Here is an 11,966-nt window from a genome sequence, read left to right on the forward strand (position 1 = left end):
CCTCCCGCGGCGTGCGATGTTCGAAGGCGGCTTGTCCGCGTCACTCGCGGAGGTGAAAACATGTCCGCGGAGACCGTGACCTATGCGTTTCCCGCGAGCCTCAATTTTATCCTGTATATCTGGCGGCTCCGCGCGCATTCCCGGATCCTTGGATCGCACGGCGCACGCGATGTCCATTCGGACGGGCCGGAGCAATTTGCGCGCGTTTGGCGACAGGAGTTAGAGCAAATGGACCGGCTGGGCGCAGCCGCGGTCGATGGCCGCTGTCTAGCGGGACTGGAAGACCCGCTTCGCCTTCTCTTCCCCGACTCGCCGATGGGGCATGACGCCTTTGCACGCGCGTGGGCATTGTTCGCGGAGTGGTGGCAACCGGCGCGCGTGGCGTACGAGGAGGCCATCCAGCCGCATCTCGGCCGACTGACCGCGCATGACCGCTTGGACGAGGCGCATCGCCAGGTGCTTCTCACGTACGCGCCGCCCCCGAGTGAGTGGGCGTCGCAATACCGTTCGGTCTTCGTCCTCCCGTTTGAGCGCATCATCGCAGCGCATGCGTGAGGCCCGCCGAAGCTTGGCGGGCCATGCCCTGTGTGTCGTTATGAGCCAGCACTCCTGCGCTGGCGCATGTTTTCGTATAGCTTCAAAATGGCCTTTTGCTCAATGCGCGAAACGTAGCTGCGCGAAATGCCGAGTTCCTTCGCGATTTCCCGCTGCGTCAACTCTTCCCCGTCCGGCAGCCCAAACCGCTTGCATAGCACCTCCCGCTCGCGCGGCGCGAGCAGTGGCAGACATTCGAACATCTTCTGCTTCTCCCACGACATGTCCACAGCGTCGATCACGTCGTCCGGATCGGAACCCAACAGGTCTGCGAGCGTCATCTCGTTGCCGTCCTTGTCGGTACCGACGGGATCGGACAAAAACGCGTCGCGCCGGTGCTTCTTGTTGCTTCGCAGGTACATGAGGATCTCGTTCTCGATGCAGCGCGCGGCGTAGGTCACGAGCTTCGTGCCTTTTTCGGGCCGATAGCTCTCGACGGCCTTGATGAGCCCAATGGTGCCAATGGAGATGAGATCGTCCATTTCCTCTCCGGACGACTCGTACTTCTTGGCGAGATGCGCGACGAGGCGCAGATTGTGTTCGATGAGGCGATTGCGGGCGTCCTGGTCGCCCGCGAGGTAGTCGCGGATGGTGCGCTCCTCCTCCTCGGGGGAGAGCGGATGAGGAAAAGCGCCCTGCTTGACATACGAGACAAACAGCGAGACGTCCTTCAAGACGAGCGCGAGCAGGGTGAGCAAGCCGGGCACTGCGTCCACCTCCAGCCTGGATGCGTTGCATCTAAAGCTTTATGCGGAGGGGACAGGAAAACTGTCTCGCTGCGGGCATCGAACCGCATTCGCGCAGCATTGCGAGCATGTCGCGCTTCACCGAGCACCGCCTGTTGCAGGAGGCTCATCGCCCGCTTCGCCGGGATCGCGAAGGGGGATGCGCACCATGGCGCGCATCGCATCCGCCTCACTTCCACATTGTGGGCGTTCATCCCACACGGTCAACCACCGAAACACCTCGAGCAGCCGTTCGGGATCTGGGCCTCCTCGTGGATAGACGAGGTGGAGTTGGAGCTCGCCGCGAAGACCTCGGATCTCCGTTCGATCCGGCCTCGGCTCTATCGCCAGAGCCGACTGACACGCGAAGCGCACCGCGGCCCTTGCCCGGGCGCAGTCCGGCGCGGAAAGCGCGGGAACATCCCGCACGTCACACGGAACGCCTAGCAGGATGGTTTCGGCCTCGTTGCGCAGTGCGTCCGCGAGCGAGCCGGCCCCGGCCTCTCCCCCGCGCGCCATGCTCTGCTCGAGCGCCTCCACCGCCTGTCGCCAACCGAGCGCCGCGAACTGCTTCCACGCCTTCTCCTTCTCGCGCGATTCGGCGAGCAGGCGCGAGGCGCGCACGCCAAAATACAGCATCACAATGGCGAACCCAGCGATGGCCGCTTCCATCGGCGTCAGCCGCGTGGTCAACACCAACGACAGCCCGAGAATGACGTACAAGATGGTGTTCGCCACGTCGTGCGGGCGCAGGACGGCCGCGACATATCCAAGCACAGGCCACAACAGATCCGTCGCGTGGTTCGGCGGCGTGTCGCCGGCGAACAGGAGCCCGAGGCACGCCAGCATCGCGGCGATGCTCACGTACGGCGCGAGGCGATGCCCGGCCCGCCCGCTGAGCACGAGCACCACCGCAGCCTCCGCGAGGACCATGGCCTCGTAGTAGAGGCGAATGAACAAGGGACCGTGCGCAAGCGGAAGGTAGACCACCAAGATGGCCAGCGCCGCAACAGTTCGCGGCACCCAATGCGTCCAGTCCGCCCACGTCCGGCGGATGTCTGCCCGGACCTGCCGATACATGCCCAGAAGTTTCTTCCTCTTCATGCGCCTATCATAGCAAACGCGACAGAGGTCGGCCACTGACCTACGCCGGGCGAGGAGGGCGGAGCGCCAACTCCCACACCGCGACTCACTTGTGGCTCGACTGTTCCGACCGCTTCTTCCGATTCTCCTCGCTCAGCATCTCGTTGTGCAGCTGCTGGCTGTACGTCTCGGCGAAGTAGTGTTCACCGGTGCCATTTTCCTTGGCCACGTAGTACAGGTACTTCGTGTGCGCCGGGTGAAGCACCGCCTCAATGCTCGCGAGACTCGGGCTGCAAATTGGACCCGGCGGCAGCCCGCCGTACAGATACGTGTTGTACGGATTTCGCGCATCCAGGATGTCCGCGTCCGTCACGACCGCGAGGTGCCTCCCGATGGCGTAATCCACCGTGGCGTCAATTTGCAGCCGCATGTGGAGCTTCAGTCGGTTGTCGATCACGCTCGCGATAATCGGCCGCTCAAATGCCACCTGCGCCTCGTTTTCCACCAACGACGCTTCCGTGATGGCCTCGTTCAGCGTAAGCTTGTCCGCCCGCATGGCCGCTTCGTTCGCGGGCGTGAGCACGCGCGCAGCAAAGTCGTCTAGCATTTCATTCACGACGTCCACCGGATTTTCGTTTCGGTAGAACTGATACGTGTCCGGAAACAGGTATCCCTCGAGCCGATAGCGGACATCGCGCCGCCCCGCAAGCTGCTTCAAAAACGCCTGATGGTAGTCGTCCGCTTGCACCGCTTTGAGAAACGCGGCTTCGCTGCACACCCCATCCTGTGCGAGCCGCGCCGCGATATCCACAATGTCATAGCCCGGCGGGATGGTGACGTTGACGACGTTCGGGACCGTTTCGCCCGCCGTCATCTGCCGGTAGATCTGGGGCGCCGACTCATCCCTGGACAGCGCGTACGTGCCGGCCAGTATCGGCCCGCCCCCGCGCAGGCGCCCGTACAGCTCAAACGCGGTGGCGCTGCGGATGAGCCTCATCGCCTTCAGTCGCCGGGCGACCGTGGCGACCGTGTCGCCGGTCTTCACCACAAACCGCTCGACGGGCGCCTTCGCCGCCACGGGCCTAAGCGCCGCGCGAAACCACCCGGCGAAAACGAGCGCGACCACGACCACAAGCGCCAAGGCGACGACGAGGACCATGCGCGCGCGCCGCCTTGCGCCTGATGGCTGGTTCGACATACGTTCACCTTCCAACGTTCAACCTTGGGATTCCGCGCCCTCGCCGTCTGCCCGCTGGCGCGATCTCAGGTAGTCCTCGAGCAGCACCTGCGCCGCGGCCGCGTCCACCGTCGCGCGGCGCTCCCTGCGCCGCACGTTCTGTTCAATGAGAAAGCGCTCCGCGCTCACGGTGGTCAGCCGCTCGTCGTACAAATCCACCGGCAGGTCAGTGCGGGCCGCCAGCATGCGCGCGAACTTCTCCGCGCGCGACGTCATCTCGGACGGCTGGCCCGACATGTGAAGCGGCCGCCCTACGACAATCCGCCCCACGCCCTCTCGCCGGGCCAACGCCGCGACTTCCTCCGCCGCCTGTCGATCCGACTGGCGCTCGATCACGCCGTACGGTTGCGCAATGAGCCCCATGGGGTCCGACATGGCGACGCCAATCCGCCGCTCGCCAAAATCAATCGCCATCGTCCGCATCGCCATACAGTGCGGCGTACGCCCGCACGAGCTCCTCGATGAGATCATCCCGCTCGATGCGCCGGATGGTGTTGCGCGCGTCCAGGTGACTCGTGATGTAGGCCGGATCGCCCGAAATCAAATACCCAGCAATCTGGTACACGGGATTGTACCCCTTTTCCTTCAGGGCGCGGTACGCGATCTGAAACGCGCGCCGCACCTCGGGGTTGCCTGACTTCGACGCAAACCGCATCGTGCTGTCAAACTCTTGTCCCAATGCCCGCACCTCACTCGGGCGTCTGCAGACGCCAAAAGTCGCTTCGTTCATCCTTTTCGAGTCAGTGCGCGCGATTTCCTGCGACCTGCAGAAGGATCTCCCCGACTTTCTGGATGGCCTCCGGCAGCTTCGCCGCGTCACGCCCGCCGGCCTGGGCCAGATCCGGGCGCCCGCCACCGCCACCGCCGGTCACCGCGGCCACCTGCTTGACGATCTGGCCCGCATGGAGGCCACGCGACTGCCAGTCCTTTGACACGTACGCGACAAACTGAACCTTGCCGCGATGCGCAGATCCCAGCACCACCACGACGGACTCGACTCGGGCTCTGATCTCGTCCACCAGTTGGCGCAGTCCGTCCATGTCGAGATCCGACAGCGCGGCGCGAATGACGGGGACACCCGCCACCGTCTCGATGCCGGCCACGAGCTCGTCCACGCGCGCGTGCGCAAGCCGCGCCTTGGCGGACTCGAGCTCACGCTCCAGCTCGCGCAGCTCCTGCATCACGCGCTCGGCGCGCTCCACCACCGTGCTCACGTTCGTCTTCAGCGCGTCCGCCACCCGGCGCAGCCGCTCCTCTCGCTCGCGGGCCACGCGGTACGCGTGGCGGCCGGTGACCGCCTCGATGCGGCGCGTGCCGCTCGCGATGCCCGTCTCGGACGTGATGAGGAATTGCCCAATGACGCTCGTGCGCTGCACGTGGCAGCCGCCGCACAGCTCGATGCTTTCGCCCGCCTGGACGACGCGCACTCGCTGGCCGTACTTTTCGCCAAACAGCGCCATGGCGCCCATCGCCTTCGCCTCGTCCAGGTCCATCTCGCGGATATGGACGGCGTGATCGCGCCAGATCTCGTCGTTCACGCGCCGCTCCACTTCGGCCAACTCCTCGTCCGTGAGGGGCCCGAAGTGGGAGAAGTCAAACCGCAGCCGCTCCGGCTCGACGAGCGATCCCGCCTGCGCCACATGCGTGCCCAGCACGTCGCGCAGCGCCTTGTGCAACAAGTGCGTCGCCGTGTGGTTCTTCACGATGTCGCGGCGGAAGTCCTCGTCCACGTGCGCGCGCACGCTGTCGCCCTGCATGAGCGAGCCGTCGACGACGCGCACCCGCATCACGTGCTGGCCGTGCGGCGCCTTCTGGACGTCGAGCACCTCCGCCTTGCCGTTTGCGCCGACAATCTCACCGCGATCGCCAATCTGCCCGCCGCTCTCCGCGTAAAACGGCGTCACGTCGAGGATGACCTGGCCTTCGTCTCCGATGGCGAGGCCGTCCACGCGATGGCCTTGCTGGAACAGGCCGACGATGGTCGCATCCACCGCGAGCTCGTCGTAGCCGACGAACCGCGACGGCTCCGTGAACGTCTCCAGATCACCGCGCTGGCTCTGCATGCCCTCGGCCACCTGCCGCGCCTCACGCGCCCGCGCGCGCTGCTCGTCCAGCTCGCGCTCAAAGCCTGCTCGGTCCACTTCGATGCCGTGCTCTCGGGCGATCTCGACGGTGAGATCGATGGGGAAGCCGTAGGTGTCGTACAGGCGGAACGCCGCCTCCCCGGAGAGCACGGACTCGCCGCGGGCCTTGACCTCCTCGATGGTCCGGTTCAAGAGCTCCTCGCCGGCGGCGAGCGTCTGCAGGAACCGCTCCTCCTCGGTGCGGACCACGCGCTCGATGAGCGGGCGCTTCTCGCGCACCTCGGGATAGTCGTCGCCCATGATGCGGTCCACCACGGCCACGAGCTCGTACAAAAACGGCCGCTCCACGCCAAGCTTGCGACCGCTCCGCACCGCGCGCCGGAGCAGGCGGCGGATCACGTAGCCGCGGCCCTCGTTGGACGGGAGCACGCCGTCGCCAATGGCGAAGGTGACGGTGCGGACGTGATCGGCGATGATCTTCAGGTGGACATCGTCCTCAGCCGAACGACCGTACGGGTGGCCCGAAAGTTCTGCGGCCCGCTCGATGATGGGCCGGAACAGATCCGTCTCGAAGTTGTTCGGCACGTCCTGCAGGATGCTCGCCAGGCGCTCCAGGCCCGAGCCCGTGTCGATGTTCTTTTTCGGCAGCGGCGAGTACGATCCGTCCGCGTTCTTGTTGAACTGCGTGAACACGAGGTTCCAAATCTCGAGGAATCGATCGCAGTCGCACCCCGGCTTGCAGTCCGGCGAACCGCAGCCGTAGGCTTCGCCGCGATCGTAGAAGATCTCCGAGCACGGCCCGCACGGCCCCTCGCCGATCTCCCAGAAGTTATCCTCCTTGCCGCGGTAGATGCGGGACGCAGGCAGCCCAACTCGGTGATGCCACACCTCGAACGCCTCGTCATCCTCCTCGTGAATGGTGACGGAGATGCGATCCGGATCCAGCTCGAGCACCTGCGTCAAAAATTCCCACGCCCAGGTGATGGCCTCGAGCTTGAAGTAGTCGCCGAACGAGAAATTGCCGAGCATTTCAAAGAACGTCTGGTGCCGCGCGGTGTGGCCCACTTCCTCGATGTCGTTGGTGCGAATGCACTTCTGCGCGTCCACGATGCGCGGCACCTCGGGGATCTCCCGGCCGTCGAAATACGGCTTCAGGGGCGCCATGCCCGCGTTGATCCAGAGCAGTGTCGGGTCGTCCTTGGGCACGAGCGGAAAACTCGGCAAGACCAGGTGACCGCGCTCCGCGAAAAACTGCTTGAACGCGCGGCGAATTTCTTGACCCGTGAGCGATTTCATGCCTAACCTCCTCCTCCGAGGCATCGCACGTCGGCTGTGTCCTCCTGCACGAAAAACCCCCGCCCCACATCAGGGACGGGAGTTTCCCGCGGTACCACCCTGCTTACAGGCACACGCGCGCCTGTCGCTCTGGCGCTGTAACGGGCACACCCGGCGTGCTTTGCCACACGCGCTTGGAAGGGGCTTCGAACCGGTGCCTTGAGGCGGCTCGCAGCCGAAGGCCGCCCTCTCTGAACAAGGCGCGCCGATTCTACTTGTCTTCCGCATCGCTTTGTCGTCGATTCCCGATTGTATCGGGCCGGATGAGCTCTGTCAATGCGCGGGCCCGGAGCGCGCTTCGCGCCACTGCGTCCACACCACCTTGCACACCGCGAGCGCGGGTACGGCGAGGATGAGGCCAAGGATGCCGCCCGCCTCCCCGCCCACAATCAAAGCCGCCACGATGGCCATCGGGTGCAGGTGAAGCGTGCGCCCCATGATCTGCGGAGACAGGATGTTGCCCTCGATCTGCTGCACCGCGATGTTGACGATCACGACCTTGACGAGCATGGGCCACCCCGCCGTCGTGAGCGCGATGATCACCGCCGGCGCAATGCCGATGATGGGCCCGAGATACGGAATGATGTCGGCAAAGCCGAGGAACGCGCCCAAGAGAAGTGCGTACGGCAGGCGGATGATGAGATATCCAATGAATGACAGCAAGCCGACCGCCAACATGATGAGGAACTGGCCGCGCACATAACCGCCGAGCGTGTCGTCGATGGCTCGGAGAATGAGGCGCACGCGGTGCTTGTAGCGCGCAGGGGCCATGCGCACGATCCCTCGCCCGATGGCCTTCGCGTCCTTGAGCATATAAAAGACCACAAACGGCACGACGAATGCCATGAAGATGGCGTTGAGCGTGCTCGTCACAACGGAGAACAGCCCTGTCGGAGCGACTTCAACTCGGTGTTCCAGTTGGTTGAGTGCGTTCTCGATGCCTGTCCGCACCGCGTTGGGCAGGTACGTCTTTCGGCTGTTCACCATGTCGATCCACCGGCTCAACTCGGCTGTGATCGCGGGCAGGCTGCTCGACAGTTGGGCAATCTGCCGGGAGATCACCGGAATCAGGTTCAACACCACGACTGCCAGGATGGCGGCGATCACGGCGTACACGATGAGGATGGCCGCGGACCGAGGGACGCGCCGCCGATGCAACACGTCGACCGCGGGCTGCAGGATGTACGTGATAATGAGGGACGCCAAAAAGGTGTAGAAGAGGCTCGACAACACGCCCCAGATGTCCATGAACAGGCTGCGCAACAGGCCCGCGAGATAGATGCAGGTCAGCGTCAACGCGATGGACATCATGGTGCGTGCGTACCGTCCCATCGGCACGGCGATCTCCTCCCTTTGCGGCAGCCGGACAAGGGTCTCCCGCAGAGTATATGCAGAATTCCGTTCCATTATTTTCATTTTCTGCGCGCAACCGGCCGCCTCGCGGGCAAAAGAAAAGAGCGGCCACGCCGCTCTACTCGAAAACCGCCCCGTTCTCTCGAATGTCTAAAGGGATCATCGAAGGTTAATCTCTCTCAGGCTCCCGTGCCAAATTCCACGTCCGCGTGATTCGCCTGATCCACGACGATGAGGGATCCGTCCTCCGCCACCTCGTAAACGCGCACCTCATCGCCGGACACGTTGAACTCGGCGAAGCAATTCCAACAATAGTATTGGTTGGCACCAATTTTACCGACGTCTCGGCTTGTGCAACTCGGACACCGCATGACGTTGGTCCTCCCTTCTCGCCCTTGGAAGGCGCACTGCGGCACGCCCCATCTCTCTGGATGAAATTTCGAAACCTGCCAACAGTCTATCCATAGATGATAAAGCCAAAACCAAATTTCAGATTTCGAAATATCCACCCACCGAGATTCCGTGACCCATGCTACGCTTATCCAGGGCGCATTGCAATGCAGAAACAGGAAAAGAACCTCCGCTGAGCGGGTCAAATGTCACGAATTTGTGAAACGTGATCGCATCGACTCGACGATCTTCGACATGATAGCCGCTGCGATTTCAATCTCTTCCATGGTGTTTTGCCAGGCGAAACTCAGGCGGATGGATTCGCGCGCTTCCGCTTCGCGCCCCATCGCGCGCAGCACGTGGCTCGGCTCGAGACTTCCCGCGCTGCACGCCGCGCCCGCGCTCGCCGCAATTCCCTCGAGGTCGAGGCGCATGAGCAAGCGATCGTTGCGGAGACCGCGGAATCCCACATTTAAAATGGAAGGCGCGCTATCCAAGGGGCTGTTTCGGTAGGCCCCTTGCACAGACCGAAGCCTCTCCCACATGGCGTCCCGAAGCGACGCCAACCGCGCCACGTGATCCTCGAAATGCGCCGCGAGCTCCGCCATCGCTGCGTGAAAGCCCACGATGCCCGCCACCGGCTCGGTCCCGGCTCGCAGCCTGTGTTCCTGCTGTCCCCCGGCAGCGAGGGACACAAAGGGCGTGCCGGATCGAACGTAGATGAGGCCCACGCCCTTCGGCCCGTGCACCTTGTGCGCCGAGAACGAGGCGAGGTGGACACCCATTTCTGCGAGCGAGAGGCGCATCACGGGCAGCGCCTGCACCATGTCGCTATGCACGACGATACCCGGATCTCGTTCTCGGACGCGGCGCGCGATCTCGGCCACCGGCTCGATGGTTCCCACTTCGTTGTTCACGAGCATCACGCTCACGAGCGCCGTGTCCGGGCGGAGCGCCCGCACCACGTCGTCCGGATCGACGCGCCCGTCCGAATCCACCGGGACTACCGTCACGTCCGCCCCGAGAAGGCGCAGCCTGTCCACGGCCTCAAGCACCGCGTGGTGTTCCACCGCGGTGGTGACGATGTGATTTCGACCATCCCGCTGCGCCAGATACGCGCCATACAGGGCCAAATTGTTGGACTCCGTGCCGCCGCTCGTAAAGGCGAGATCGCGCGGAGAGACGCCGAGCCAGTCGGCGAAGAAGCGGCGCGCTTCCTCGACGGCCTGCCGCGCCTCGCGCCCCGGCCGGTGCAGGCTCGACGGGTTGCCGAAGGCGTCGTCGAGATAACGCGCCATGGCCGCGCGGACCGCGGGGAGCAGAGGCGTGGTGGCGGCGTTGTCCAGGTAGATCATGGCGCTCCCTCCCCCGCGGAATCAGATGTAGTACATGTAGCCCTGCGACGACCCCTGGCGCAGTTCGACGAGGTCCTGAAGCGTCATGGAAGACAACACGTCGTGGATGGCCTCCCGCAACCGGTCCCACAGCACCTGCAGGCCGTCGTCCATCTCCTCATCCACGATGGTGATAGGCCCCTCGAGCGCGAGAAGCACGTCTTCGATCACGATCTCGCGCGGATGCCTGGCGAGGACGTATCCCCCGTAGGCGCCCCGGATGCTCCGGACAAACCCGCCGTTGCGAAGCGGCGCAATGAGCTGCTCGAGGTAGTGCTCGGAGAGGTTGTTCCGCTCGGCGATGGACTTGAGGGAAATGGGCTGGTCACTCTGCTGTTCCGCGAGATCGACCAGGAGCATCAGGCCGTACCGGCCCTTCGTCGAGATCTTCACCATCATCGTCTCCTTCCCGGTAGTACACGCGCGGCTTGACGCCGATGGGCCAGTAGTTCTGCTCGACGTAATGGCCCGGGTAATCGTGCGGATACAGGTAGCCTTCCCCATGCCCGAGGGTCTTCGCCCCTTGGTACCCCGTGCTCCGCAGGTGGAGCGGCACCTCGAGCGGCAAGCCGGACCTGACGTCCTCCATCGCGCGGTTGATGGCCACGTACGCGCTGTTGGATTTCGGCGCTTTGGCGAGATAGGCGGTCACTTCCGCCAGCACAATCCGCGCCTCCGGCATGCCGATGGCCATGGCCGCCTGCCAGCCGCTCACGGCGACGGAGAGCGCGTTCGGATCCGCCATCCCGACGTCCTCCGCCGCGAGGATCATCAGCCGGCGCGCGATGAACGCCGGATCTTCGCCGCCCTCGAGCATCTTCGCGAGCCACAGCATCGCCGCATTGACATCCGATCCGCGCACCGACTTGATGAACGCCGAGATGGTGTCGTAGTGATCGTCCCCTGCGCGATCGTAGCGAGGGCCCCCGCTCGCCTCGAGGGCCGCCTCCACCTCGCGCATGCCGATCTCCGTGGCGCCGTCCTGCCCCACGCGCGCCGCGAACGCGGCGAGTTCGAGCAAATTCAAGGCGCGTCTGGCGTCGCCCCGCGCCTGCAAGGTCAGCACGCGTTTGGCGTCTGGTTGAAGCCGCACCCGCATGCGCCCAAGCCCGCGCTCCTCGTCCGCGATGGCCATGTCCACCAGGCGCCCGATGTCGTCCGGGGAAAGCGGCTCCAGGCGAAACACGTGCGATCGCGACAAAAGCGCCGCGTTCACGTCAAAGTAAGGATTCTCCGTGGTAGCGCCGACGAGCGAGATGAGCCCCGCCTCGACGTGCGGCAACAGCGCATCCTGTTGGCTCTTGTTGAAGCGGTGAATCTCGTCCAGAAACACCACGGTGCGCCGCCCGTACAGATCCCGCTCCTCGCGCGCCGTCTCGACCGCCTTTCGCACATCGGCGATCCCGGACGTCACCGCGTTCAGCGGGATGAAACGGGCTTTCGTCTGGCGCGCGATGACTTCGGCGATGGTCGTCTTGCCCGTGCCGGGCGGCCCGTACAAAATGACGGACATCAGCCGATCCCGTTCGATCATCCGGCGCAGGATGCCGTCGCGGCCGACCAGGCGCTCGTGCCCCACCATCTCGTCGAGCGATCTCGGCCTCATCCGGTAGGCCAGCGGAGCCTCGCGCTCCGCGTCACGTTCGGAAGCCAGCGAAAACAGATCCATCCGCATTCGCCTCTCAGGCTGCACAATTCCTAGTCGTCCACTCAACTTTTAACGATTATACACGGTTTGCGGGTGGAGGAAAAGGAGGGGAGGACCGTGTGG

General features: G+C 64.4%; 12 protein-coding genes and 1 other annotated feature. Of the genes, 1 reads left to right on the forward strand and 11 read right to left on the reverse strand.

The genetic code is table 11. The annotated features are described in order from the left end of the window. The first annotated feature begins 60 nt into the window (after positions 1 to 60). Positions 61 to 555 (forward strand): hypothetical protein, encoded by a 495-nt coding sequence (locus AS26_RS12135; protein ID WP_062309907.1) that lies wholly within the window; start codon positions 61 to 63, stop codon positions 553 to 555. A gap of 38 nt (positions 556 to 593) precedes the next feature. On the opposite strand, the gene sigK is transcribed toward AS26_RS12135, so the two are convergent. From sigK to AS26_RS12190, 11 genes are all read right to left on the reverse strand, one after another. Beyond that, the gene (sigK, locus tag AS26_RS12140; RefSeq protein WP_062309910.1) at positions 594 to 1,301 is read right to left on the reverse strand and encodes an RNA polymerase sporulation sigma factor SigK; all 708 of its coding nucleotides are present in this window, start codon (positions 1,299 to 1,301) and stop codon (positions 594 to 596) included. Between the two features lie 117 nt (positions 1,302 to 1,418). Beyond that, the gene (locus tag AS26_RS12145) at positions 1,419 to 2,423 is read right to left on the reverse strand and encodes a hypothetical protein (RefSeq protein WP_245629757.1); all 1,005 of its coding nucleotides are present in this window, start codon (positions 2,421 to 2,423) and stop codon (positions 1,419 to 1,421) included. Positions 2,424 to 2,508: 85 nt separating this feature from the next. After that, positions 2,509 to 3,600 carry an endolytic transglycosylase MltG gene (gene mltG, locus AS26_RS12150; RefSeq protein ID WP_062309915.1) on the reverse strand — a complete coding sequence of 364 codons (1,092 nt, stop codon included), beginning with the start codon at positions 3,598 to 3,600 and terminating at the stop codon, positions 2,509 to 2,511. Positions 3,601 to 3,618: 18 nt separating this feature from the next. Then, positions 3,619 to 4,053 carry a Holliday junction resolvase RuvX gene (gene ruvX / locus AS26_RS12155; protein WP_062309929.1) on the reverse strand — a complete coding sequence of 145 codons (435 nt, stop codon included), beginning with the start codon at positions 4,051 to 4,053 and terminating at the stop codon, positions 3,619 to 3,621. Next, entirely contained in the window at positions 4,043 to 4,318 is a 276-nt protein-coding gene (locus AS26_RS12160) for an IreB family regulatory phosphoprotein (RefSeq protein WP_083516086.1), read from the reverse strand. Before AS26_RS12160 ends, ruvX begins: the two co-directional genes overlap by 11 nt. Positions 4,319 to 4,379: 61 nt before the next feature. Next, on the reverse strand, positions 4,380 to 7,019 hold the full coding sequence (alaS, locus tag AS26_RS12165; RefSeq protein WP_062309917.1) for an alanine--tRNA ligase: 2,640 nt from the start codon (positions 7,017 to 7,019) through the stop codon (positions 4,380 to 4,382). A gap of 68 nt (positions 7,020 to 7,087) precedes the next feature. Continuing rightward, positions 7,088 to 7,295: a binding site (T-box leader), on the reverse strand. Positions 7,296 to 7,331: 36 nt separating this feature from the next. After that, complete coding sequence (locus AS26_RS12170) at positions 7,332 to 8,390, reverse strand: AI-2E family transporter (RefSeq protein WP_245629758.1); 1,059 nt, start codon at positions 8,388 to 8,390, stop codon at positions 7,332 to 7,334. A gap of 200 nt (positions 8,391 to 8,590) precedes the next feature. Then, entirely contained in the window at positions 8,591 to 8,782 is a 192-nt protein-coding gene (locus tag AS26_RS12175) for a YrzR-like zinc ribbon domain (protein WP_062309922.1), read from the reverse strand. 228 nt (positions 8,783 to 9,010) lie between these two features. After that, positions 9,011 to 10,156, reverse strand: a complete 1,146-nt coding sequence (locus AS26_RS12180; RefSeq protein WP_062309925.1) for a cysteine desulfurase family protein — start codon at positions 10,154 to 10,156, stop codon at positions 9,011 to 9,013. Positions 10,157 to 10,177: 21 nt separating this feature from the next. Beyond that, on the reverse strand, positions 10,178 to 10,588 hold the full coding sequence (gene cymR, locus AS26_RS12185; RefSeq protein WP_041695306.1) for a cysteine metabolism transcriptional regulator CymR: 411 nt from the start codon (positions 10,586 to 10,588) through the stop codon (positions 10,178 to 10,180). Further along, on the reverse strand, positions 10,521 to 11,864 hold the full coding sequence (locus AS26_RS12190; protein WP_062309927.1) for a replication-associated recombination protein A: 1,344 nt from the start codon (positions 11,862 to 11,864) through the stop codon (positions 10,521 to 10,523). The genes cymR and AS26_RS12190 overlap by 68 nt, the downstream gene beginning before the upstream one ends. Positions 11,865 to 11,966 lie beyond the last annotated feature (102 nt).

Source organism: Alicyclobacillus sendaiensis NBRC 100866 (assembly GCF_001552675.1).
GTDB classification, from domain to species: domain Bacteria; phylum Bacillota; class Bacilli; order Alicyclobacillales; family Alicyclobacillaceae; genus Alicyclobacillus; species Alicyclobacillus sendaiensis.